This window comes from Erwinia sp. QL-Z3 (assembly GCF_004551645.1).
In the GTDB taxonomy this organism is placed as follows: domain Bacteria; phylum Pseudomonadota; class Gammaproteobacteria; order Enterobacterales; family Enterobacteriaceae; genus Erwinia; species Erwinia billingiae.
This window is the reverse complement of record NZ_CP037950.1, coordinates 2,702,464-2,726,480: the sequence shown is the minus strand read 5'-3', so window position 1 is coordinate 2,726,480 and position 24,017 is coordinate 2,702,464. Positions and strand designations below refer to the sequence as shown.

23 protein-coding genes and 1 pseudogene are annotated in these 24,017 nt (G+C 55.9%); 5 read left to right on the top strand and 19 right to left on the bottom strand.

All coding sequences use genetic code 11. The features are described 5' to 3' along the window. Positions 1 to 97 precede the first annotated feature (97 nt). From E2F51_RS13235 to E2F51_RS13200, 8 genes and pseudogenes are all read right to left on the bottom strand, one after another. Positions 98 to 1,747, bottom strand: a complete 1,650-nt coding sequence (locus tag E2F51_RS13235; protein ID WP_134823671.1) for a methyl-accepting chemotaxis protein — start codon at positions 1,745 to 1,747, stop codon at positions 98 to 100. Between the two features lie 248 nt (positions 1,748 to 1,995). Further along, positions 1,996 to 2,463 (bottom strand): RcnB family protein, encoded by a 468-nt coding sequence (locus E2F51_RS13230; protein ID WP_134823670.1) that lies wholly within the window; start codon positions 2,461 to 2,463, stop codon positions 1,996 to 1,998. 253 nt (positions 2,464 to 2,716) lie between these two features. Next, complete coding sequence (locus tag E2F51_RS13225; RefSeq protein WP_209215549.1) at positions 2,717 to 3,970, bottom strand: cytochrome c; 1,254 nt, start codon at positions 3,968 to 3,970, stop codon at positions 2,717 to 2,719. A gap of 11 nt (positions 3,971 to 3,981) precedes the next feature. Continuing rightward, positions 3,982 to 5,751: pseudogene (locus E2F51_RS13220) on the bottom strand (GMC family oxidoreductase). A gap of 67 nt (positions 5,752 to 5,818) precedes the next feature. After that, positions 5,819 to 6,544, bottom strand: a complete 726-nt coding sequence (locus E2F51_RS13215; protein WP_013201225.1) for a gluconate 2-dehydrogenase subunit 3 family protein — start codon at positions 6,542 to 6,544, stop codon at positions 5,819 to 5,821. 421 nt (positions 6,545 to 6,965) lie between these two features. Then, positions 6,966 to 7,463 (bottom strand): DUF1198 family protein, encoded by a 498-nt coding sequence (locus tag E2F51_RS13210; RefSeq protein WP_013201224.1) that lies wholly within the window; start codon positions 7,461 to 7,463, stop codon positions 6,966 to 6,968. Between the two features lie 120 nt (positions 7,464 to 7,583). Continuing rightward, on the bottom strand, positions 7,584 to 7,790 hold the full coding sequence (locus E2F51_RS13205; RefSeq protein ID WP_071822104.1) for a hypothetical protein: 207 nt from the start codon (positions 7,788 to 7,790) through the stop codon (positions 7,584 to 7,586). A 119-nt stretch (positions 7,791 to 7,909) separates the two neighbouring features. Then, a complete protein-coding gene (locus tag E2F51_RS13200) occupies positions 7,910 to 8,773 on the bottom strand; it encodes a helix-turn-helix domain-containing protein (RefSeq protein WP_134823668.1) in 864 nt (287 codons plus the stop codon). A gap of 183 nt (positions 8,774 to 8,956) precedes the next feature. On the opposite strand from E2F51_RS13200, the gene E2F51_RS13195 reads away from it, so the two are divergent. From E2F51_RS13195 to E2F51_RS13185, 3 genes are all read left to right on the top strand, one after another. Continuing rightward, positions 8,957 to 9,868, top strand: coding sequence for a DMT family transporter (locus E2F51_RS13195; RefSeq protein WP_134823667.1), 912 nt, complete (start codon positions 8,957 to 8,959; stop codon positions 9,866 to 9,868). A gap of 111 nt (positions 9,869 to 9,979) precedes the next feature. Next, a complete protein-coding gene (locus E2F51_RS13190; RefSeq protein ID WP_013201221.1) occupies positions 9,980 to 10,645 on the top strand; it encodes a DsbA family oxidoreductase in 666 nt (221 codons plus the stop codon). Positions 10,646 to 10,654: 9 nt separating this feature from the next. Next, the gene (locus E2F51_RS13185; protein ID WP_013201220.1) at positions 10,655 to 11,098 is read left to right on the top strand and encodes a TspO/MBR family protein; all 444 of its coding nucleotides are present in this window, start codon (positions 10,655 to 10,657) and stop codon (positions 11,096 to 11,098) included. 19 nt (positions 11,099 to 11,117) lie between these two features. On the opposite strand, the gene E2F51_RS13180 is transcribed toward E2F51_RS13185, so the two are convergent. From E2F51_RS13180 to mqo, 7 genes are all read right to left on the bottom strand, one after another. Next, the gene (locus tag E2F51_RS13180; protein WP_013201219.1) at positions 11,118 to 12,086 is read right to left on the bottom strand and encodes a chemotaxis protein; all 969 of its coding nucleotides are present in this window, start codon (positions 12,084 to 12,086) and stop codon (positions 11,118 to 11,120) included. Between the two features lie 164 nt (positions 12,087 to 12,250). Further along, a complete protein-coding gene (lldD, locus tag E2F51_RS13175) occupies positions 12,251 to 13,396 on the bottom strand; it encodes an FMN-dependent L-lactate dehydrogenase LldD (RefSeq protein ID WP_134823666.1) in 1,146 nt (381 codons plus the stop codon). A gap of 9 nt (positions 13,397 to 13,405) precedes the next feature. Continuing rightward, positions 13,406 to 14,161 carry a transcriptional regulator LldR gene (lldR, locus tag E2F51_RS13170; protein ID WP_134823665.1) on the bottom strand — a complete coding sequence of 252 codons (756 nt, stop codon included), beginning with the start codon at positions 14,159 to 14,161 and terminating at the stop codon, positions 13,406 to 13,408. Between the two features lie 195 nt (positions 14,162 to 14,356). Beyond that, positions 14,357 to 14,791 (bottom strand): 6,7-dimethyl-8-ribityllumazine synthase, encoded by a 435-nt coding sequence (locus tag E2F51_RS13165; protein ID WP_053146238.1) that lies wholly within the window; start codon positions 14,789 to 14,791, stop codon positions 14,357 to 14,359. 209 nt (positions 14,792 to 15,000) lie between these two features. Further along, entirely contained in the window at positions 15,001 to 15,363 is a 363-nt protein-coding gene (locus E2F51_RS13160; RefSeq protein WP_013201215.1) for a hypothetical protein, read from the bottom strand. A 72-nt stretch (positions 15,364 to 15,435) separates the two neighbouring features. After that, positions 15,436 to 15,534, bottom strand: a complete 99-nt coding sequence (locus E2F51_RS23845) for a YoaK family small membrane protein (RefSeq protein WP_167738401.1) — start codon at positions 15,532 to 15,534, stop codon at positions 15,436 to 15,438. A 169-nt stretch (positions 15,535 to 15,703) separates the two neighbouring features. After that, positions 15,704 to 17,356: a malate dehydrogenase (quinone) gene (gene mqo, locus E2F51_RS13155; protein WP_013201214.1), complete on the bottom strand. Its 1,653-nt coding sequence runs from the start codon at positions 17,354 to 17,356 to the stop codon at positions 15,704 to 15,706. Between the two features lie 316 nt (positions 17,357 to 17,672). Between mqo and E2F51_RS23840 the strand changes: the two genes are divergently transcribed. Both E2F51_RS23840 and E2F51_RS13150 read left to right on the top strand, forming a co-directional pair. Beyond that, positions 17,673 to 17,825, top strand: a complete 153-nt coding sequence (locus E2F51_RS23840; protein WP_167738400.1) for a hypothetical protein — start codon at positions 17,673 to 17,675, stop codon at positions 17,823 to 17,825. Positions 17,826 to 17,950: 125 nt separating this feature from the next. Further along, positions 17,951 to 18,262 (top strand): hypothetical protein, encoded by a 312-nt coding sequence (locus tag E2F51_RS13150; protein ID WP_013201213.1) that lies wholly within the window; start codon positions 17,951 to 17,953, stop codon positions 18,260 to 18,262. Positions 18,263 to 18,282: 20 nt separating this feature from the next. On the opposite strand, the gene E2F51_RS24200 is transcribed toward E2F51_RS13150, so the two are convergent. From E2F51_RS24200 to E2F51_RS13135, 4 genes are all read right to left on the bottom strand, one after another. Then, positions 18,283 to 18,411, bottom strand: coding sequence for a hypothetical protein (locus E2F51_RS24200; protein ID WP_256372207.1), 129 nt, complete (start codon positions 18,409 to 18,411; stop codon positions 18,283 to 18,285). 164 nt (positions 18,412 to 18,575) lie between these two features. Beyond that, positions 18,576 to 20,951: a beta-propeller fold lactonase family protein gene (locus E2F51_RS13145; RefSeq protein WP_134823664.1), complete on the bottom strand. Its 2,376-nt coding sequence runs from the start codon at positions 20,949 to 20,951 to the stop codon at positions 18,576 to 18,578. A gap of 9 nt (positions 20,952 to 20,960) precedes the next feature. After that, complete coding sequence (locus E2F51_RS13140; RefSeq protein WP_134823663.1) at positions 20,961 to 22,304, bottom strand: enolase C-terminal domain-like protein; 1,344 nt, start codon at positions 22,302 to 22,304, stop codon at positions 20,961 to 20,963. After that, the gene (locus E2F51_RS13135; RefSeq protein ID WP_134823662.1) at positions 22,282 to 23,634 is read right to left on the bottom strand and encodes an MFS transporter; all 1,353 of its coding nucleotides are present in this window, start codon (positions 23,632 to 23,634) and stop codon (positions 22,282 to 22,284) included. Before E2F51_RS13135 ends, E2F51_RS13140 begins: the two co-directional genes overlap by 23 nt. Between the last annotated feature and the right edge of the window lie 383 nt (positions 23,635 to 24,017).

Genomic DNA, 24,017 nt, shown 5'->3' with positions numbered 1-24,017 from the left:
TAAGCGGGCAATAAAAAGCCCCGCCAGATCGCTCTGGCGGGGCTTTTTTATGGCGTTAACACTGCCTGAGCAAATCAGGCGGCGTCAGACCGTGTTATCAGAACGAGCTCCAGTTATCCGTTGCCAGTTCAGGCTTAATCAGTTTTCCCGCCCTGGCCGGTGATTTCACCACCGCTGGCTGATGAACGGCGGCGACCGCGCTGCCGGCCTGCACCTTAAACGCACCCACCAGATTGCTCAGGGTCTGTGCCTGTTCCTGCAACGACTGGGAAGCCGCTGACGCTTCTTCCACCAGCGCGGCGTTCTGCTGCGTCACCGAGTCCATCTGACCCACAGCCAGATGTACCTGCTCAATGCCCTGGCTCTGCTCAGAGGTTGCCGCCGCCATTTCACCGACGATATCCGCTACCTGACGGATCGAACCCTGCACTTTCGCCATATTATCGCCGACGTTCGCCACCTGTACGGCACCGCTTTCCACCAGCTGCGCCGAGGTAACGATCAGATCTTTGATCTCTTTGGCTGCCACCGATGAGCGCTGAGCCAGGTTACGCACTTCGCTGGCGACCACGGCAAATCCCCGACCCTGCTCACCCGCACGTGCCGCTTCTACCGCGGCGTTTAACGCCAGGATGTTGGTCTGGAAGGCAATGCCTTCGATTAACCCGGTGATGTCGGAGATTTTGCTGGAACTGGCCTTAATGTTGTCCATGGTTTTCACCATTGAGGACACCGCATTCCCGCTCTGCTCGGCCATTTCGTTGGCGTTGCTGGCTAACAGGCTGGCCTGTTTGGCGTTTTCGGCGTTCTGCTTCACCGTGTCGTTCAGGGTGCTCATGCTGGCAGAGGTCTGCTCCAGTGAGGCAGCCTGTTCTTCCGTACGGGCAGACAGATCTTCGTTACCGGCGGCAATCTGGGTTGAAGCCGAGCTGACGGACTGCGCCGAGGCGGTAACGGCGGTCATCGCAGTTGCCACACGCGCCATCAGGGCGTTGAAGGCGAAGGCGGTTTTGCCAATCTCGTCATGACGGCTGTCGTCCGCCAGACGGGTCAGATCCAGCGATTCGCTGGTCTCAACCATCACCTGCTGAATACTGTTCAGGCTGCGGCGCACGCCGAAGATGGTTTTGCACGCCAGTGCGCCCATCAGCAGGATCACTACCGCAGAGAAGCTGAGTAATCCCCAGAACACTCGGCTGTAGATCGCGCTGTTTTCTTTGCGTAGCCCTTCGCCGATTTGAATGTTCAGCTCAATCTGCGCTTTCAGTTCCCTGGTCAGTTTATTTACGGCCGCGCCAATTCCACCTTCGCCCTGCATCATCGGCAAGGTAACCGCATCGTTATGCGCCAGTGAAGCGGTGATAAAGGCCGGCAACACCGCTTTGATCGCCTCGATATTCGCCAGCGCATCGACGGTCATGGCTTTATCTTCATCGCTGGAGATATCGTTAGCCATATAGTAATCGGTCTGGGTTTTTAACAGGTCAATCTGATCGTTAATCTTTTTCTCAAATTCATTCTGCTTGCTGTTGTTCGCTTCACTCTGATGCTCGTAAAGCGCCAGATTCAGATTGCTGGCGGTGCTGATAGCCTTATCCAAATCTTTGATGCTGGGAATGGCGTTCATCTGAACGTATTCAAATCTGTTCTGGAACCCGGTGATGGCATAGAGAGAGAACCCGGCCAGCAGGCACAGGGCCACGGCGAGCAGGGAAAAAATAAAGAACAGTCTTTTTGTAATAGTCATGCTGAAACCTCAACGTGATTTCACTGGTGCCGTATAAATAGCTGACAGACATCGCCCTTACCCTTACAGGTGAAGCAGCCGTCGGATCTAAGCTGGAATTAAGGTCAGAGAACGGCCTTACAGGGGTTATCGGTAGTTGAGCGGCGAAACTTTACCCTGAAGGAAGGATATAAAATGCGGGGTTGTAGCGGGCTGAAAAGTAAGGGGAAACGCAAAACGGCTGGCGCAGAGGCCAGCCGTCAGAAGGACTAGTGGAAGGCGTTATTTAACAGGATTGAGGTAATCACCCCGGTTGCCGCCGCAATCAACACATAGTTGCCGTCGATGTAAGCCCAATTTTCACCCCGCGGGGGTTCACGCAGGCCACGTTCGTGCCAGTCATTGACGCGGTAATCATCGTAGCGATAGTGCGGTGGCAGGCGGTCGCCACGACGGAAGTCGTGTCCCTGCCACGCAAAGCGGTCGCGGGATTCGTAATGACGATCCGGGCCACGATTGTCGTGACCGCGATCGTGATTATCATGTCCGCGATCGTCATGTCCGCGATCCGGACCACGACCTGGGCCGCCACCGTGGCCGTCAGGGCCGCCGTGTCCATCATGGCCGCCCTGCTGATGCCATGGCTGTCCCGGAGGGCCATCAGCCTGAGAAACAGTGGAGAACAGGGTGCTTGCCGTAAAGACGGTCATTAACAGTGCCAGAGTCGTTTTTTTCATTTTTGTATCCTCGATTTTCACCCGGCTTTCGTGCCGCCGTTGAGTCGTACTATCGGCTAAGCGCAGGCGGTTGAATATCTCCAAATGTCTTAAAACCCATGGACTTACGCTACTTTACCCCTTCTTATCACTTCCTTAACACTATGAACGAATTAAGGACCTTCCAGACGCGAATGATTTATGTTAAGAGGGCCAAATGGCATAAAAAAAGAGAGGCCGAAGCCTCTCTCTGTATGTGGTGCCCGAAAATCCCTTACTTCTTCAGCGATTCTCTGACTTTCGCCACCTGGTCAGCGGTAACCGCCGACGCTTTGTTGCTCCAGCCCTGGCGGATAAAGGTCGCTAACTGCGCCACTTGATCATCGCTAAGACGGTTGGCAAAGCCTGGCATCGCCAGCGTGGATGGCGCTTTCGCCGTTGAAGGCTGCTGCGCACCGGCCAGAATGGTATGAATCAACCCACCCGGATCGCCGGCATTAACGATGGTCGCCTGGTCCAGCTGCGGGAACACGCCCGGTGCGCCTTTACCGGTGACAAAGTGACAGGCGCCACAGTTGTCCAGATACAGACGCTCGCCCGCAGACAGGTTTTTCGCCGCCGTCAGCTTCGCTTCTGTTGGGCTGATGGTGGTTTCCTGCGCGGCAGGTGCCGCCGGGTTGCCGCCAATAAACTTCAGGTAAGCGGCAATCGCTTTCAGGTCGGCATCGCTCATGTACGAGGTGCTGTGCTCAACCACCGAGGTCATTTCGCCGCCCACAGCCGCCTTGTCGTTACGCCCGGTTGCCAGATAGTCGACGGTTTCCTGCCCGGTCCAGTGTGGCAGACCACGCAGGGAAGGCACTTCCCATCCGTTGAGGTTGCCCCCGGCGAGGAACTGATCGTCACCGCTATCCAGCGCTTTCTCGTTCATCCCCAGACCGCGCGGCGTATGGCAGCTGCCACAGTGACCGAGGCTTTCCACCAGATAGGCACCGCGATTCACTTCCGCCGTGGCCCCACCGATAGGCTGGAACGGCTTGTCGGACACAAACGCCCAGTTCCAGAAGCGCATTCCCCAGCGCTGGCTGAACGGGAAGCTCAGATCCGTTTCCGGCGGCACGTCGGCACTTGGCTTCACGCCCTGCATAAAGTAAGCGTAAAGCGCGTGCATATCCCGATCGTTGATCTTGGCGTAGTCCGGATAAGGCATTGCCGGATACAGGCGCTTGCCGTCTGGCAGCACACCCTTACGTACCGCATCAGAGAACTGTTGCTCGGAATAGTTGCCAATCCCGTGATCTTTATCCGGCGTGATATTGGTCGAATAAATCGTGCCGAGGTTCGACTCAATCGCCAGGCCGCCGGAGAACGCCGGTTTGCCCGGTATCGAGTGACAGGCACTGCAGTCGCCCAGACGGGAGATGTATTCCCCCTGCTTTACCAGCGCCGCATCGTCTGCCTGCGCCAGCTGACAAAATCCTGCGCCCAGCAGCAACGTGTTGGCCAGAACCAAACTTTTTAATGTCATCTTCATATCGCTTACGCCTGTACCAGTGGGCCGGGATTTTTCAGATAGTGATCCTTGATCGCCTGAGCCGCCATCAGCGTGATTGCGCCAATGGTATCGGTCGGGTTCGCCTGGAAGTTCTGCGGGAACGCATTACCGCCTGGCACAAAGACGTTATGAACATCCCAGCTCTGCAGGTATTTATTCAGCGCAGAGGTCTTCGGATTATCGCCCATCACCGCGCCGCCGACGTTGTGGGTCGAGACGTATTTGGTCAGGTCAAAGTGCGCATCCATCGGCAGGAAGCTTTCGCTGTAGCTGTCCGGGTTAAGCTCTTTGGTGATATTGCCGACGATCTGCTTCAGGTGCTGCTGCAGCTTAAGCTCGTTGAGTTTCCAGTCGAAGGTCATACGCAGCAGCGGATAGCCATACTCATCTTTGTAGTTCGGATCCAGATCGAGATAGATATCGCGGTAGGACTGGCAGGTGGTGGTGATGCTGATCTTCATCGAATGGCCGTACCACTCTTCCATCCCCTCTTTCCAGCCGGTTCCCCATGCCGGAGTGCCTTTCGGCAAGGCGGTGCTGATTGGCGTACCGGTCGCCTGCGAGCTGTGAATTTTCGCGCCGCCGATAAAGCCCAGAGAAGGACCGTCGAAGTTGCCCGGTGACAGATCGTTAAACATCTGGCCGGTGGCGCCTGCGGTGGCGAACGGGTTGAAGTTTTTGTCCTTGAAGAACAGGGTCGAGCCGCCGTTGCTCAGGAAGGCATAGTTACGACCGATCACCCCTTCTTCGGTGATTGGGTTATAAGGCTGGCCAATGCCGGACAGCAGCATCAGGCGCACGTTGCAGAACTGGAAGCTGCTCAGCACCACGATTTTCGCCGGCTGGAAGCACTCGTTGCCCTGCGCATCGATGTAGATCACGCCCTTGGCGGTTTTCTTATCATCATGCAGCACCACTTTCATCACGTTGGCATGCACTTCGTAGGAGAAGTTATCCATACGCTTCAACGCATCCATCACCGCGGTCTGTGGCGAGGCTTTGGAGTAGTTGAGGCACGGATATTTACTGCAGTAACCGCAGTAGTTGCACGGCGCGATCTGGTTGCCGTACGGGTTGGTCCAGGCACGGGAAACGCAAGCAGAGGGGTTCGGGAACGGGTGATACCCCATTTTTTTGGTCACTTCCGCAAACATGCTGCTGTTCAGCGTATCTTCCAGTGCGGGCAGTGGCTACGGCTCTGAACGTGGCCCTTCGAACGGATCGCCGCCTTCCATAATCTGGCCGCGCAGGTTACCGGTTTTACCGGACTGGCCGCAGATATGTTCAAACTTGGTGTAATACGGCTCGATTTCATCCCAGGTGAACGGGAAGTCCATGATGCGCATATCTTCCTGCAGAATGCCGGGCTTGTAGGCTTCGTCTGCATAGGTTTTCAGCTTGAGATCGGTTGGCGTAGGACGGATCAATACCGCCGTCCAGTGCAGGCCCGATCCGCCGACGCCGGTACCGGGTGCGAACGCGCCCCATTTACGGGTTGGCAGCGCGGTTTCGCTCATGTTGTAGCGTACGGTCACCGCGGCTTCCGCCGGCGTGGCCATCACTTTATTACGGACCGCGTAAGCGTACTCATCCGCCGGTTTTGGATATTTGAACTCTTCGTAGCCGCGATCGCCACCTCGTTCCAGCGCACGGACTTTCAGCCCGGCCATCGCCAGCTCAATACTCATCAGTGAGCCAGCCCAGCCCAGGCCGACGACTACGACGTCGACTTCTTCTTTATTTACAGTTGCCATCTTAAATCCTGTCACTCATCAGAAAACGGAGTCAGCGCGATTAGCGCAATCAGCGTGATTAGCGCACTCAGGCCTGCATACCTAACAGGCTGACCGGGCCCAGCGGATACGGCACGTTGTGCTGCTTCACCCATTCGGTAAAGCTGGCGCGCGCGCCAGGGAAGCCGATGGCGATCCACGCCTTCATCCCCTTGTTTCCGCCATAGATAGGATCGGCCAGGTAACCGTGCTTGGTATCGGCCAGCAGCTCGCTAAAGAACTGCGATCCTTTCAGTGCCTCTTCGCCCAGATCGGCGAAGCTGATGGTGTTTTTCTGAACCTGGGTCAGCACGGCGTCTTTGTCCGCATCAGACAGTTCATGGAAGGATTTTTGATGGGTCGTCTGGCACCAGCCCTCGATCAGCTTGATACCGGTTTTGTAAATCTGCTGAGGACGGAACGGGATTTGATACCCCATAGTGGCAGGCGCGTGGGTGTTGAACGGCCCCTGCATATAGATTTCAGATCCCATATCGCCGTGCATTTGCTGATCGATAAAGATCGGCACGTTGGTTTCCAGTGCGCCTGGTGCTTTGCCTTTGCCGCCAGCCGGGATCAGGCGGTCGCAGGCAGCCATGATGAATTGCCATTCATCGGCGCTAAAAAAGATCGGTTTATAATCGACCAGCTCGGGTGCGGCCATTTCCGCAGCCTGGGCTGCAGTAATACCTTTCAGGACCATATCGCCTAGCGGTAATGCCAACAGCGATCCTATTAAAAACTTACGACGGGTAGTTTCTTTTTGAAGGAGCATAACATCACGACTCTCACATGCTAATAAAATGTAATTTGAGTTAATAAGTATGGTTATCGACAGTGCTGAACGTAATGTTATGGATAGGAGAGTTACAAAATGTAAAATTTGAATTCAGTTTATTTATAGTTAAATGTTTATCACGTTGTTAAATTTAAGCATGAAAATGATAAAGGCCTGTTATGGTTAAAAAAACCGCATAACCCCTGTTTTTATGCTGATTAGGGCCAGTTATCCCTTGTGATTATCCGGGAATAATTCAAAAGCGTGACTATACCCCCATTAAATAAATGGAAAAAATTCGTCTGACGGCTTTTTTATTATTTAACCTGAGGAGATCATGATATTAACAAACACAAAACAACTGAGCGCTGAATTCCCGCTTATTCAGGCATTCAGCGGCAACGGGAATAAGCGGAAATCAGTGACGATCGAGGCGCGAATGCAGGGAATAGACATTATTGTGCGGCTCATCAGGCGAATGGTCGTCTGGCGGCGCAAAGCGGGCGTTATAGCGCTGACGAAATGCCAGCATTTCCTGCGCGTCGGGTTCCAGCTCGCGCAGGAATGACATCGCCAGCCTGACGTGTTCATTGCTGAGTTCGGTCGGAAGATAGGCTTTACGCAGCACGCCGCGCCAGAACATCAGGCTTTCGTCGGACTCGTCGACGATAAACACCTGGTAGATCAGCAGCACGCTGGCCCCGTTGGCGATATGGGCTTCATTATCCCGCGCCAGGTACTGCACAAACTCTTCGCCCGCCACGCGTCCCATCGTATTAATCAATGACTCCACGTACACCGGCTCCAGATTCAACCGCTTAGTCAGCGCTTTGCTGGCCCGCCGGGTCTGGGAATTCAGCACACGAAAACCAATTATAAAGACCACAACCAGGGTCACGAGCATCAGCCAAATCATTAACTATCCTGTTCCAGACACGGGCCGCTCAAGGACGGCGATTCTGCGGGGCGTCAGAGTAACAGCAGCCTGTCAGCCTTTGCAACAAAGAGAAAAGGCTGCCCGCAGGCAGCCTCTGAATTAACGCTTCTTCATGCAGCACAGTGGACATAAGCGGCTGCTACCATAACGTTTGTTTGCTGTAAGTAATGCATCTGCTGAGGTATAAAACGTGCCCAAAAACTCTCTTTGTCGTTTCAGGATGCTGAGCTTCAGGCAGCCTGAGCGGTGGACAACTTTGAGAGCATCCTGGCGCGCTTTCTGCTCCAGATAATAGTAATCGCCCATTGTTATCTCTTTGTCATAAATTACCCGACAAACAGACAGTACACCCGGTCGACTGTTAAAAATGTCTTTATATTCGCCTTTCCGGCAAATTCAGAAAGCTCCCCAGGATAAGCCTCAGGCTAGCCCCGCAGCGTGGACGGCGTGCAGCCATACACGCTTTTAAAGCGGTTGCTGAAATGGCTGGAAGAGTTAAACCCGCAGACCAGCGCGATCTCCGTCAGCGGAAGCGAACTTCCGCGCACCAGCTGTTCCGCTTTTGCCATCCGCCGCTGCATCACGTACTGATGCGGTGCCAACTGGGTGGACTGCTTAAACATCCGCGCAAAGTGAAACTCGCTGAGTCCCGCCTGCACCGCCAGTTCGGCCAGCGTTAACGGGCTGGCAAGATGCTCTTCGATAAACGCCATAATGTTGCGTAACACCGCCGGGGCCAGCCCGCCCCGCACCGCGGGCAACTTCCACAGCACCTCGCTGTAATGCTGCAACAGATGGGTCATCAACAGGGTTGAGGCGCTGCTGAGCATCAGATGGTTGGCATTCTGCTGCCAGTCGCTGCTCAGTAAAAAATGGCGATACAGCTGGGTAATGCGCACATCCTCACTGAACACCTTTTCATCCAGCGAAATGCTTGCCGGGCTTTTATCCCAGATTTGCTCGGCCAGATGGCGCAGATGACGATCGGTGCAGTAGAGATGCACGAAGGAGAATTCGGAACGGATATCCCAGACCGATTCGCTGTTTTCGGGCATCAGGCAAAAACGGTCCGGACCGCCGCCGTTCTGCCAGCCGGAACGGGTTTTATGCCAGGTGTTCACTCCACCCTCAACGTACAGGCTCAGCGTGTGGTGATCGCTACGCTGCCGGACGCAGTCAAAGTCATTACGCCATGCCGCCAGTTGAATACCCGAGCCAAGCTGCACGCTGCCCTGCAGGCGCGCGCGATGCTGACGCAGATTTTCAAAAGCCTGATAGGGCTGGGGCATAACGATACCTGAAGGTGGAAGCAAAGCCGTATTTTAAGGAGCTGCCGGACCAGATTCCAGCGCTTATCCCCGCAAGCCGAAAATAACCGCAAGAATATGCAAGTCTGCGCAGGCTGCTGAAAGCGACACGGTCAGGTAACTAACACACTGGCGGCAATTAAACACGGTTTTTGAGGTGTCACGATGAACGGAATTTTATACGCATTGGTGGTGGTGATTTGGGGGACGACATGGATTGCCATTGTGATGCAGCAAGGCGTGGTGTCGGTTACCGTCTCCATTTTCTGGCGCTTTCTGGTGGCGGCGCTGGCGATGGTCATCGTGCTGGGCCTGGCGGGTCGGCTGCGCAAAATCAGCCTGAAGGATCACCTTTACTGCCTGTTACAGGGCTGCTGCGTGTTCGGCTTTAACTTTGTCTGCTTCTACCATGCGGCTTCTTATATCAGCAGCGGGTTGGAGTCGGTGATTTTCTCAATGGCGGTGCTGTATAACGCGGTAAACAGCATGCTGTTCTTCCGCCAGCGTCCGCATCCCAATCTGTTACCGGCCGCCGCGCTGGGCATCATCGGCATTATCGCCCTGTTCTGGCACGACCTGATGGCCACGCAGATGGCGCCGTCTTTGCTGATCGGCATCGGCCTGAGCGCGCTGGGGACCTTCGGCTTCTCGCTGGGCAATATGATCAGCACCCGCCACCAGCGTCGCGGGCTGGAAATCCTCTCGACCAACACCTATGCGATGTTTTACGGTGCGCTGGTAATGGCCGCCATCAGCCTGTTTAACGGCGATCGCTTTATGCCGGACCTGTCGGTGCGCTATCTGGGATCGCTGCTGTATCTGGCGATTTTCGGTTCGGTGATCGCCTTCGGCGCTTACTTCACGCTGGTTGGCCGCATTGGTGCCAGCCAGGCCGCCTACAGCACCCTGCTGTTCCCGCTGGTGGCGCTGACCCTGTCCACGCTGTACGAAGGCTACGTCTGGCATGCGAACGCGGTGATTGGCCTGGTCTTGATCCTGCTGGGGAATCTGGTGATGTTTGCTAAACCCGGTTTCTTCCGCGTTGGCCGCACTACGCCACTGCCGAAGTCTTCCTGAGAGAAAAAGCTCAAGGTGCCTCCTGAGCACCGGGCGTGAAATGCTAGACTGTAAGGCATTCGCTGTCGCGATGCGTCGCGACAGTCTGCCCATAACGCCAGAGGAGGCACCATGAGCAAGCCACTGCAGATAGACTTCGTTTCCGATATTTCCTGTCCCTGGTGCATTATCGGCCTTCAGGGGCTGGAGCAAGCGCTGGCTGAACTCGGCCCCGACGTTCAGGCTAACATCACCTTCCAGCCCTTTGAGTTAAACCCGTCAATGGCGGCTGAAGGTCAGGATCTGGTTGAGCACATCGCCGAGAAATACGGTTCGTCGCCGGAAGAGTCTGCTGAGAATCGTCAGCGCATCCGCGAACGTGCTGAGGCGGTGGGCTTTGAGATGAATAACGCCGGGCCGGGACTGCGCATCTATAACACCTTCGATGCGCACCGCTTGTTGCACTGGGCGGAAGGCTTTGGCCTGCAGCAGCCGCTGAAGCACGCGCTGTTTACCGCCTACTTTACCGATGGCGAAAACCCGTCGAGTCACGTGGTGCTGGTTAACGTCGCCGAAGACGTTGGGCTGGATCCGGTTGAAGCGGCCGAGGTGCTGGCGACCAACCGCTATGCTGACGAGGTTCGCGCGCTGGAGCGTGAATGGGTGGATGCCGGTATTCAGTCCGTGCCGTCCATCGTGTTCGATCGCCAGTATCTGCTCTCCGGTGGACAGCCGCCGGAAGCCTTTAAATCGGCCATTGAGAACATTTTGCAACAGCGGGAAACAGCGGCAAGCTAAGGACGGAACATGACCTTTTTTATCTTTCTTTTTGCCTGCTGTGCAGCAGGCAGTACCGGGATGCTGTTTAAACCTGGCGAGTGGTATAAGTCGTTAAAAAAACCGGGCTTTACCCCGCCAAACTGGGCGTTTCCGGTGGCCTGGTCGATTATTTATCTGCTGCTTGCCTGGGCAGGCTACCGTCTGACCATGCTGCCAGGCAGCGAGACGCTGCTGGCATTGTGGGCGGCACAGATTGCGCTGAACACGCTGTGGACGCCGGTGTTCTTCGGCTCGCACCGCATTCTTGCCGGGATGATAATCCTGACCCTGCTGTGGCTGGTGGTTGCGGCGATGGTGGTGATGGCCCTTCAGCTGGAAGCGCTGACTGGCCTGATCCTGCTGCCTTATCTGGCGTGGCTGTCGATCGCCGCCGCCCTCAACTTCTCAATCCTGTGCAATAACCGCAGATAATGCGCGATGGCTCCTCGCATTAGCGGGGAGCTTCTTCCAGCACCTTGTGGATCACCGCCGACAGCTGGTTGATCTCAAACTTCGCCACGTAGCCATTCGCACCGACCTTACGCACATGATCTTCGTTTGCGCTGCCGGACAGCGACGAGTGGATCACCACCGGAATATCCCGCAGGTTAATGTCGGTTTTGATATTGCGCGTCAGGGTGAAGCCATCCATTTCCGGCATTTCCAGATCGGTCAGCACCATCGAGATTTTATCGCGGATCGGGATCCCTTCTTCCTTCGCCTGCTGCTGGATACTTCTGATGCGGTTCCAGGCTTCCAGACCGGTGTTGTGCATCTCTGCCGGAATGCCCATCGCCTTCAGGCCCTGTTCCAGCATCTGCCGGGCAACCTTCGAATCTTCTGCCACGATCGCCACCGAACCTGGACGGATATCAAACTCTTTCAGCTTGATGTCGCCTTCCTTCACTTCACGCACCGACGGGATCACGTCATGCAGGATCTGCTCGACATCCAGCACCAACGCCATGGTGGTGTTGTTGTCTTTGTCGGTATTCAGACAGGCGATACTGGTGATATTACGGCTGCTGACGCCGGCTTCCGCAGCGTGGACCTGGCTCCAGTCCAGACGCACGATATCCTCAACCGATTCGACGGCAAAGGCCTGGGTGCTGCGGGCATATTCCGTCACCAGGATCAGGTTAAGACCGGTGGTTGGCGTGCAGCCGACGACCGCCGGCAGGTCGATAACCGGAATAAACTGGCCGCGAATGTTGGCCATCCCCAACAGCGGTGACTTCATGCCTGCCGCTTTGGTGATGGTGGTCATCGGGACGATTTCACGCAGCTTAAAAACGTTGATGCCGAACAGTTCAGACTTTTCTTCGTTGAGATCCGAGCCTAAACGAAACACCAGCAGTTCAAATTTATTGGATAAGGCGAGGTTGGCGCGCTCATCGATCTCTTTCTGAAAGTTATCCATTTTAATCCTCTAGTTTTCGTCGCTGCTCTCAACGAGGCGCATACGGGAAGTGTTACCCCTGCACGCCATTGCGCGCTGAAATCACTCTGAGAGGGTTATCGGCAGAAGACGAAAAAAATACAGGGGACTTCTGTCCCCTGTTGCTGATTTTATTCGCACGCTGACTATTGTTTCGCCGCCGCAACCAGCGAATCGCGGGTGATCTCAGCGATGCAACTGGCGCCGGTCAGGGTCATCGCCACACGCATTTCTTTCTCAAACAGGTTGAGCAGGTGGGTCACGCCCGCCTCGCCGTCGGTGGCCAGCGCATAGAGGAACGCGCGGCCAATCAATGCGGTATCGGCGCCCAACGCCAGCATGCGCAGCACATCCAGCCCGCTGCGCACGCCGCCATCGGCCAGAATGGTCAGATCGCCTTTGACCGCATCGGCAATCGCCGGTAACGCCCGCGCCGACGAGAGCACGCCATCCAGCTGGCGACCGCCGTGATTGGAAACGACAATGCCATCGGCACCAAAGCGCACCGCATCGCGCGCATCGTCAGGATCCAGAATGCCTTTGATGATCATCGGCCCCTTCCAGAAGTCACGGATCCACTCCAGATCGCTCCACGAGATCGACGGATCGAAGTTATTCGCCAGCCAGCCGATGTAATCCTGCAGATTGGTCGGCTCGCCGCGATAGGCCGAGATATTGCCCAGATCGTGCGGGCGTCCATGCAAACCCACATCCCAGGCCCACTGCGGATGGGTCACCGACTGCAGATAGCGGCGCATCGCGGCATTGGGACCGCTCATCCCGGAGTGCGCATCACGGTAACGCGCGCCCGGCACCGGCATATCCACGGTAAACACCAGCGTGGTACAGCCCGCGGCCTGAGCGCGCTCCAGCGCATTGCGCATAAATCCCCGGTCGCGCAGCACGTACAGCTGGAACCACATCGGCCGGTTCATCACCGGCGCGACTTCTTCTATCGGACACACGGAGACCGTCGACAGGGTAAACGGGATGCCCTTTTTATCCGCCGCGCGCGCGGCCTGCACTTCCCCGCGCCGGGCGTACATGCCACACAGGCCGACAGGCGCTAACGCCACCGGCATCGACAGCGTTTCGTTAAACAGTGTTGTTGTCAGGTCCAGCGAGGACATGTTGCGCAGAATGCGCTGACGCAGCGCGATATCGGCCAGGTCTTCACAGTTGCGTTGCAGCGTGTGTTCGTCGTAGGCCCCGCCATCCGCATAGTGAAACAGAAACGGCGGGATCTTGGCCTTTGCCGCGGCGCGGTAGTCTTTCGAGGAGGAGATAATCACAGGTGTGCCTCACTTAAGCTGCGGTTTAATGTCGGGAATACGCAGGCTGCGGGCGTGTCGCGCCGCCTGCTCGGTCAGGCCATGTAGAGTCTGGGCAACAAACTCCAGATGGTGAAGGGTGGCGTCGCGGGCAGCATCCGCCTCTCCGGCGACAATCGCCCGGTAGATGGCCTGATGCTGGGCGGAAAGCCGATCAAGGATCGCGGGCTGGGTAAACATCTTCTGGCGGCTTTGCATCACCGAGGATTGCAGCAGATCGAACAGGCCGCGCATCGCCTGCAGCAGCACCAGATTGTGCGAGGCTTCGGCAATCGCCAGGTGAAAGCGCACGTCAGCGTGTGCGGCAAGATCGGGATCGTCACGATCGGAGATGGTTTGCATCGCCTCGAAGCACATTTTCAGCCGCGCCCTATCCTCTTCGGTGGCGCGGCTGGCGGCGTGCCAGGCGGTGCTGGCTTCAATCGCCATGCGCGCTTCCAGCACGTCATAGCGATAGCCCGGGTCCTCGGCCAGCAGTGAGCTGAGCGGCATCACCAGACGCTCTTCGCTCCAGTCCACCGTCTCGGGTTGCAGGAAGGTGCCGCCTCCGCGACGGCTGAATAAGACGCCTTGGCTGGTGAGCGTTTGAATCGCTTCCCGCAGTGAGGATCGCGAGACGCCAAACTGCTGCGCCAGCTGACGTTCGGCAGGCAGACGTGCGCCCGGTTGAAGGTGATTTTGGTGGATAAAGTCCCGCAGACGATCCACCAGCAGTTCGTTGCTCATCGCTGATTGGTCCTACCAAAAAAGGCGTTTGACCGGGCGATTGTTCCTCTTTCGCTAACCTGAATGCAACGATTGCGTAACCTGGTGCGTTCAGGGCCTAAGCGGGATCACAGAATGGATGAATTGGTAGGACCAAAAAATGAAAAACGCCGGGGGATTTCTCCGTCCGGCGTCATTGCGGTGTGGCGGGAATGCTTATTTCAGATCGGCAACCATGCACACGGCACGGGCGGCTTCAGCGCCCTTCTTGATAAAGTGCTCACTGTAGAAACCGGTGAACTCTTCAGCGGGCTGGAAGTTGTGCGGCGTCAGGGAGACGGAGAACACCGGCACGTCGGTGGCCAGCTGCACATCCATCAGGCCAGTCACCACCGCCTGAGCAACAAAGTCATGACGGTAAATGCCGCCATCAACTACCAGTGCGGCGCAAACAATCGCATCAACGTCACCCCGTTTTGCCAGGCGCTGTGCCAGCAACGGCATCTCAAAGGCACCGGGTACGTCCAGCACGGTGATCTGGCAGTCAACGTCACGCGCGGCCATCTCTTTCTTGAACCCAACCAGCGTCTGGTTAACGATGTCGGCGTGCCAGTTGGCTTTAATAAATGCAACCTTCAGCGGGGAAACCATACATTACTCCTGTCAAATGGGCGACGATGACCACCCTAAAGTCAGATAGTTTAAGCCTCACCGCAGCAATGGGAAAGCCTGATTCGAAAACATTTCAAAAATGTTATATGCAAGTGACGGAAAAATAGCACTAAGCCGCCTCGTTGAGGCGGCTGCGGCAATAAAAAACCCAGCGCGGTGGCTGGGTTGTTTGAGCGTCACAAACGAGGTTACTTCGCGGCGGGCTTACAGTCCGAATAGACGTAGCTTTCGCTTTTGTTGCGCAGCACATAGCTGTCTTTCAGCTTAACGAAGGTGACATCTTTCACCCTGGCAGCCAGCGCCGTTTCACCGTCATCGGTCTTTAGCGGCTGCAGCTCCGGGCTGGTGATGCGCTTCTGTCCATCGGTGGAGAAGGTGAAGCTGGTGCCTTCATCGGTCACCGCAGAATTTTTGCTGACCACCGAGACTTTAGGCTGCTGTCCCGGAGACTCCACGCTGTGCGTCAGGCTGCAGGTTAACGATTCGGCAGCGGAAGCCGACAGTGAAACTGCCGACAAAGCGATAATCAAAAGTGCATTTCTTGTGCGCATAGGCCTCCCTTATATGTCTTCCCATAGGGTAGCAGAGGTCAGCCCCGGTTTGGCGCTGGATAATTCCGAGAGCTACGCGCCCGGCATCCCCGCGCCGCTGGCGATAAACCAGATCAGCAGAGTGACACCTGCGATACCCACCGCAGCCGGGAATAAATAACCAATTTTCATGATTTCCTCATTCATCATTAACGCCCGCGACGGGCAGCAGAAACACGCGCGGCGATGATAGCACAGGCTCCGGCCACGGCTGGTGCAAACTTCGCCGCCTTCCCTTCGCCAGATGCCAGAAACGAAAAAGCCCCCAACGCGGACGTTGAGGGCTTCAGGACACTCAGGCTTACAGCGCCATATCGTGCTGGCCAGTGACCACAGATTTATGGTCGGCAGGTTTGGTTACCGCATCTTTATCAACGTTGTTCATGTTGATCACCGGCGGCGTGGTCAGCTGCAGTGCTGCAGCCGTGTCATTCCACACTTTCTGCGTCAGTGCCACGTTGCCATTCAGCTCCTGGCCGTAGCTCGGTACGATGGTGCGGATTTTGCTCTGCCATTCTGGCGAGTTGAACTGCTCAGGGAACAGCTTTTTCATCACGTTGATCGAGATCGGTGCAGCGGTCGATGCGCCTGGTGAAGCACCTAACAGCGCAGCCAGCGTTTTCTGCTGGTCGGTGACAATTTCGGTGCCCAGCTTCAGTACGCCGCCCTTGTCTGCATCTTTCTTGATGATCTGCACGCGCTGACCGGCCTGGATCAGTTTCCAGTCTTCTTTACGGGCGGAAGGATAGTACTCTTTCAGCGCCGCAAAACGGTCGTCATCGCTCAACATCACCTGACCAATCAGGTATTTCACCAGGTCGAAGTTATCCAGACCGACGTCGGTCATTGGGATCACGTTTTTGGTGGTGGTGGTGCTCAGCAGATCGAGGAATGAACCCTGCTTCAGGAACTTGGTGGAGAAGGTGGCGAACGGTCCAAACAGCACCACACGCTTACCGTCAAGGAAACGCGCATCCAGGTGCGGAACGGACATTGGCGGCGCGCCAACAGACGCCTGACCGTAAACCTTCTCACCGTGCAGACGGGTGATGTCCGGGTTTTCAGTCACCAGGAATGAACCGCCCACCGGGAAGCCAGCATAGTTGTCTGCTTCCGGAATACCGGTTTTCTGCAGCAGCTTCAGCGCGCCGCCACCGGCACCGATAAAGACGTATTTCGCATCAACGGCGTGGGTGTTGCCGGTTTTCACATCGGTCACGGTCACGTGCCAGGAGTTATCGGCATTGCGTTTGAAGTCAGTCGCTTCGGTCGAGGTTTCCAGCTTGAAGTTGTCGTTCTTCTTCAGGCTGCCGACCAGCTGACGGGTAATTTCACCGTAGTTGACGTCGGTGCCGACTGGCGTCCAGGTCGCGGCCACTTTCTGCTGTGGATCGCGGCCTTCGATGATCAGCGGTGCCCACTTCTTAATCTGGTTCTGATCGGTAGAGAACTGCATTCCCTGGAACAGCGTGGTTTCCTGCAGCGCCTTGTAGCGTTTGGTCAGGAAGTCGACATTTTTGTCGCCCCAGACAAAGCTCATATGCGGCGTGGAGTTGATAAAGGAGTGCGGATTATTCAGCACGCCGCGCTGCACCTGGGTGGTCCAGAACTGGCGGGAGATCATAAAGGCTTCGTTGATTTCCAGCGCTTTGCTGTAATCAATGGAACCGTCCGGGCGCTCTGGCGTGTAGTTCAGCTCCATGTTGGCGGAGTGACCGGTACCGGCGTTGTTCCAGCCGTTAGAGGACTCGAGCGCAACACCATCCAGTTTTTCAACCATCAGCTGCTTCCAGTCAGGCTGGAGGTCGTGCAGCAAGGTGCCTAAAGAAGCACTCATAATGCCGCCGCCAATCAGCAGGACATCGGTCTTTTCCGTTTCTTCAGCGTGAACGCTGGAGCAGACAAGCAGGGCCAGAAGCGAGACAGCAGGAATAACTTTTTTTGTTTGCGACATATGAGTAACTTAGTTCAACAATTATTAAAAAATTAGGGGAATATTTTAATAATTTTGTTAACAAATCACAGATACCTTTAACTACAAATAAGCTTTCTTTACTTACTTTAATTAAAATTTGTTCAATATCAATGCATTGAACTTATTACGTAAGTTTACAAGATTAATTTGCGTTAATGCGGTAATTATCCTTAATTCGGCTAAGTGAATTATTCATCGATCGCCCTCTCAATATCCGTGAATAGCGTAGGGTTTTAGCCAGATTTGTGGCATTTATCGTCTATTCTTAATACTTCTGGAAAAGAAGGAGTTAAGCATGTCTGATAAAACGCATGAGCATGAAAAAAAGCCAAAAGACAACGAGAAAGGCCAGCATCCTGCCAAGGATAATCCCAATGAACATGGCGAGATCCCACGAACCCGTGATGACAGTGAAGATCACAAGAAAGATCCCTACCAGGATCGGTAAATTACGGCATTAAAGGCAATAAATTTGTCTCGTCTGTGACAGAGTTGGCAATTAACGTCACAGACGGGGTGAACAGAGAGAGGCTGGTTATAATTACAGGACTTCTGCAAACCCATTGGTGACTTATGCTCTGGCTGGAACAAGGCTTGTATTTGAAGGTGAAGGAAATGGAAAACGGTCCTCGCCCTCTTCCGCTGCAAAGTGGATTCAACAGCGAAACGGCTTACCGGGCGTTGGGTTGCTACAATCCGTCCGAAACCTCCGACGCGTATTACATTCTCTCGAATGACCGGGATGAAATCTGGTTTATCTGTAACCGCCATTTACGCACGGTGTGTTTGTCCGGCGAGTCGGTTGATTTCAGGCGTCCGCTGGTGTCGGAACAGCAACTGCTGGGGAAAATGACCGACGCCGATATCAGGATCCAACACAGCTAATCCCGATACGGCGGTTTTTCTTAACGGCACTGCCCGGTTACGCTGTCGATGCCGTTCGGGCACACATCTGAGGAAGGAATCAGCGAAGCCATCCCTGCACCACACCCGGACAGCACCAGGCAGGCTAATATCACGATCACTGTCTTCATAAACTCCCCTCCAGGCAACATGCCTGCACATAAGATAACCCCAGATCCAGCATATCCCTATGCTCTGCGTCAGCTGGATGGTTTCAAAGTTTGTGCAACGCTGTTTTCTGGCGAAAAAACCGGCTCCTTTTAGGACGAATTGGGTCCAAAAGGAGCAAGCCGGGTCAGTTTAGTGTCAGCGAGGTATCCGGGCCTTTTGCCAGCGTCTCGCCTTCCTTCACGGTGAGAGTGATGTTCTTCCCTTCCCCGCTGACATACCTTGCCTGCACGCCATACTGCGCATCAATGCGGATGTTATTCAGCGTGACGTCTTCAACAGGTGATTCCGGCAGGCCACTGAAAATCATCGCATAGCTGGCTTTCGTCGCCATCAGGTCGGAAATATGTATCCCTTTCATTTTTGGTGTGGAGGCGGTGACCGCAGCCGTTTCAATCGGCTGGGTCAGCGTGTGGCCCTGTGCGCCTGCCTGGCCGCTGTAGCTGTTGGTCACCAGCACCGGCGTCACCACATTGGTCATGGTGAGATGACTGGCGATCAGCGGACCGATATTCTCGCCCCGATCTCTGGCTGATTTAATGCGCACGCCATTTTCGGTATTCAGGAAAGTGACGTGATTAATCGTAACCTTGCCGATGCCGTTGGCGGTTTCACTGCCGACAGAAATACCGTGGCCATCCCGCATCACCGAATCCTCGATAGTAATGTCCTTCGAGGCGGCAGCCGTGCCGTTAACCAGCCCGGACTTGATGGCAATATTGTCGTCACCGGTATGAATATCCATATTTGACACGCTGATATTGCGCGAGGAAACGATGTCCATGCCGTCGGTATTTGGCGAGCTGACGGGATTGGTAATCTTGACGTTTTGTACATTAATATCGGCGCTGTTGCGGATAACAATATTCCACATCGGCGAGTTGGTCAGGTGCAGTTGTTCGATCTTACTGTGGGTGACGTTGTTGAATTCGATAAACCACGGACGCGGTGCGCCGTTGGCTAACGGAATGCCAGGGAAGCGATCGGTAAAGGCTTTAGGATTGCCCCCTCTCACCTCTGCGCGGATTTTCAATGCTTGCGGCCACCAGCTTTTTTCACCGTCGCCATCCAGCGTGCCGCCGCCGGTTATCGCCACGTTGTTGACGTTGCTGGCATAAATAAAGGCTTCATTCACTCTGGCGGGATGGCCAATAAAGGCGTTAACAAATTTTCCTTCCTGATTACTGGCTTGCAGCGTGGCGCCTTGATCAATCTGAAGCGTGATATTGCTCTGCAATTGCAGCGGGCCGCTTAACCAGCGTCCTGGCGACAGCTGAACCGTTCCGCCGCCGCGCTGACTGCACTGGTCAATCGCCTGTTGGATGGCAGCGGTATTGAGCTTTTTTCCATCCGCCTTGCCGCCAAAATCTTCCGGCGTACAGTGTTCCGCATAGGTCACCGTCGTCACCCAGTTCGCATCACGGCCGGCTGGTGCTTCACCGACGCGCTTAAGCGCCCCGCTTTGCGGATCGATGGCATAACTGCCGGTAACCGTACTCTTCTCCCCGCTGGCAATCAGCCAGCGACCGTCGGAGGTAATCGCCATACCGCGCGGCTGTTTCTCAACCTGCCAGCTATCAATCAGCGTCAGCGTGCCGTCGGCCTTATTCACCCGATAACCGCTGATGGTGCTGCTGGTCCGCTCGCTAACATACAGAAAACGGCCATCCGGCGTCAGGCGGATATCGGCGGCCCAGATGCGCGGCGTGGGATCGCTGTAGTTTGCCGGGCGCTCTTTGCCATGTTCCAGATGGTGTTTTTCGGCCACCGCATTCGGCGTCTCCGCCACTTTTACCAGCTCGCCACTGGCTTCACGGCGGAACTGGGTGATGATTCCGCCCATCTCGCCGATGTTGTAGAGGTAGCGATTATCCGGCGACAGCACCGAATGGCGCGGGCCATTTTCAGCGGCCGTTTTGACATAGCCGTTGCCAAGGGCCTTCAGCTCGCCGGTAGCGCTTAACTTCAGCTGCAGCACCCGATCGGTGCCGAGATTGCCAACGTAGGCATTTTCCCCACGGGCATCGACAATCACCGAGTGGGCCGCGTGACCGGTCTTAAAGCTGCCGACCGGCGGCGCAATCACCTTGCCGTCACTGGCGAGCCGGTAGACGTGCACCACGTCGCCATCATAGGACGCGCCCAGCAGAAAACGTCCCTGCGGGTCGGTGCTGATATAGGGATAGCTGGCGGCGGCGCTAACAGAACTGGACGGGCTGAGATCGCCGGTTTTGCTGTCGATATGCCAGCTTTCCAGCTGCAGCGGTTTACTGCGGATGGCCGCATAGAGCTGGGTACGATCGGCACTCAGCGCCATCGGCATCACTTTGCCGGCGGTTTTGGTGCGTCCCAGCAGGTTAAGCGCACCGGTTTGCTCATTCAGCGCGTAGCGTGCGATGGTGCCATCATCGGCTTCCGAAACGTAGACAAAGGTTTGCGCCATCACTGGCGCGCTGGCGGCGATCGACGCTAACAGCGCCGCTGCACGTATTATTTTCTGCATGCTTATTCCTTAGCGTACCAGTGACGGTCGTTTGGCGTCATAGCGCCAGTTGTCGATCAAAAACTGCATTCCCAACGCATCGTTGCGATTCTTGTCAGGCAGCGCGTTATACAACGCATGCGCCTGCTCAACGCGTTCCATATCCAACTCGATGCCCAGTCCGGGGCCTGGCGGTAATTCCAGGAAGCCATCGCGGATCTGCGGCGGCTGACGCGTCAGCTGCTGGCCATCCTGCCAAATCCAGTGGGTATCAAAGGCGGTCTGACGATCGCCCGGTGCCGCTGCGCCAAGGTGTGCTACCATCGCCAGCGAGATATCAAAGTGATTATTGGAGTGGCAGCCGGTGGTCAGTCCCCATTCGTTGCACAGCTGCGCCACCACGTTGGCGTTGCGCATCGTCCAGAAGTGCGGGTCGGCGAGCGGAATGTCGATGGCATTCAGTTGCAGCGCATGATGCAGCTGTCGCCAGTCGTTGGCGATCATATTGGTGGCGACCGGCACCCCGGTGGCGCGACGGAATTCGGCCAGCGTTTCCCGACCGGAATAGCCCTGCTCCGCGCCGCACGGATCTTCCAGATAGGGCACCTTACCGGCCAGCTGTTTCCCAAAGCGAATCGCTTCCTCCAGCGACCAGCTGGCGTTGGGATCGACGGTCACCCGCGCCTCGGGGAAACGCGACAGCAGCGCTTCAACGGTTTCGACTTCCACTTCGCCCGCCTGCACGCCGCCTTTCAGCTTGAAGTCGCGAAAGCCGTACTGCTCAACCGCCGCTTCGGCCAGTCGCACCACGGCGGTGCTGTCCATCGCCGCTTCATGCCGCAGGCGGAACCAGCCATCCTGCTCATTATCGCCCGAGCGATAGTGCATATTGGTCAGCTTGCGGTCGGCGATATAGAACAGATAGCCCAGCACCGGAATACGATCGCGCTGTTTGCCACTGGCCAGCAGATCCGCCACCGGCAGGTTAAACAGCTTGCCTTGCAGATCCAGCAACGCCGCTTCGATAGCGGCGGCGGCGTTATAAAACTTCTCCGGATTCATCTGCGGAATATGAATGTCGTTGGTATGCGAGGTTTGCTGCTGACGCGCGTCGCTGCTGAACAGCTGGCTTAGCGTCGCGTTCAGCCGCAGCAGCGAACTGCCCTCAATCAGCGGGCGAAACTGCGCCAGCAACTGCAGGGTTGAGGCATGACAGGGCGTTTCGCCAACGCCGGTGTGTCCGGCAGAATCGGTGAGGATCACGATAATGCGGGTAAAAACGCAGTTATGGGCACCGCCAATATTCAGCAACATGCTGTCGTAACCGGCAACCGGCACGATGCGCATCGATTTAATGACTGGACTGTCTGACATGGTTTGTCTCCGTATGACCAAATGCCGGGGGAACAGGTTTGCGACGCAGCAGCAGCCACAGGCCGGTCACGACGGAGACGCTGGTCAGCGCGTAGAGCCCGCCGGTGGTGCTGCCGGTATGCATTTCGAGGTAGCCGAACACCGTTGGCGCAAAGAATCCGCCAAGGTTGCCAATGGAGTTGATCAGCGCAATGCCGGGGGCAGCTATCGATGACGGCAATTCGCTTTGCGGCATCGGCCAGAAGAAGGCGGCGCTGACCTTGGAGCCAATACAGGCAACAATCATCGCCACAAAACCAAACCATGGCGTGCCCAGCGTGGCCATAAAGGTGCCGCAGGCGGCGATCAGCATGGCGATACCCAGCCCTTTATCGAGCATATGGCGATAGCGGTCGGTGGCTTTGCCCAGCAGAAACAGCGCCACAATGGCGAACAGCCACGGAACGGCGGTCAGCAGTCCGGTTTCAAAACTGTTGAAGCCCTGAATGCGTTGAATAATTTGCGGTAGCCAGAACACCAGCGTGTAGCCGGTCATGGTCATGGTGAAGAAGATCAGGCAGTACGTTAACAGGCTGCGGTCGGTAATTAATCCCCAGCGGCCCTGGGTTACCGCATGCTCTTCACGAGCGGCATCTTCCAGCGCCAGCTGCTGCGCCAGCGCCTGTTTCTCCGCGCTGCTCAGCCATTTCGCCCCGTCCGGTTTCGACACCAGCACCATGACCGCCAGCAAACCGATGACTATCGACGCGCCACCTTCCAGAAACATCACCCATTTCCAGCCTGCGATGCCGCCAAAATCGTGCATCATCAGGATGGCACCGGTCAGCGGACCGGAAAACAGAAAGGCGCTGGCGGTCGCGCTGAGCACCATCGCCGTCGCGCGTCCTCGCCAGGCATTCGGCACCCATTGACGAAAATAGAACAGCACGCCCGGGAAGAAGCCCGCCTCGGCGACGCCGAGCAGGAAGCGCAGCAGATAGAAATGCAGCGGCGTGCTGACGAAGCCGGTCAGCACCACCACCAGACCCCAGGTGATCATGATGCGCGTCAGCCACACCCGTGCGCCGACTTTTTTCAGCATCATATTGCTTGGCACTTCAAACAGCGCATAGCCGATAAAGAACAGCCCAGCGCCTAAGCCAAACGCGGCGGCGCTGATGCCGGCATCGGTTTGCAATTCGGCCTTAACAAAGCCAATGTTGGCGCGGTCAATCTGGTTAACGATAAGCATCACGGCCAGCATCGGGATGATGCGGCGGAAGAACTTGCCGATGGCAGACGCGATATGCGCGTCGTGATCGGCTGATAATACAGCGTGTTGTTGGGTCATGCGTCACCTGTAGGGTTAAGAGCACCGCTATAGGTATACCCAGCAGAGTTGACCCGCGCCTATGTGACATTGCCCGATAACAGTTAGGCAAATGCCCTGCACTTGTTACAAATCATGCTGTTATGTTAATTATTGTCGGAGACTTTAGTCCCGGTTTGTGCGCTGGCTCACTGGGGGAATACCGGCAACGTCCAGGCTAAAACGGCTAAACAATCGTGAGCGATATGAGATCGAATACCTTGAACCTGTGTCTGGCTTGTCATCAGAGTTCATTACGGAGTATCTAACAAAAAAACGTGCTTAAACCAAACTCGGAAAGGCCTTACAACATCTTCAGTAATGGTTGATTCCTGGCCCTTAATCTTAGGGGTGTAATGACGGGA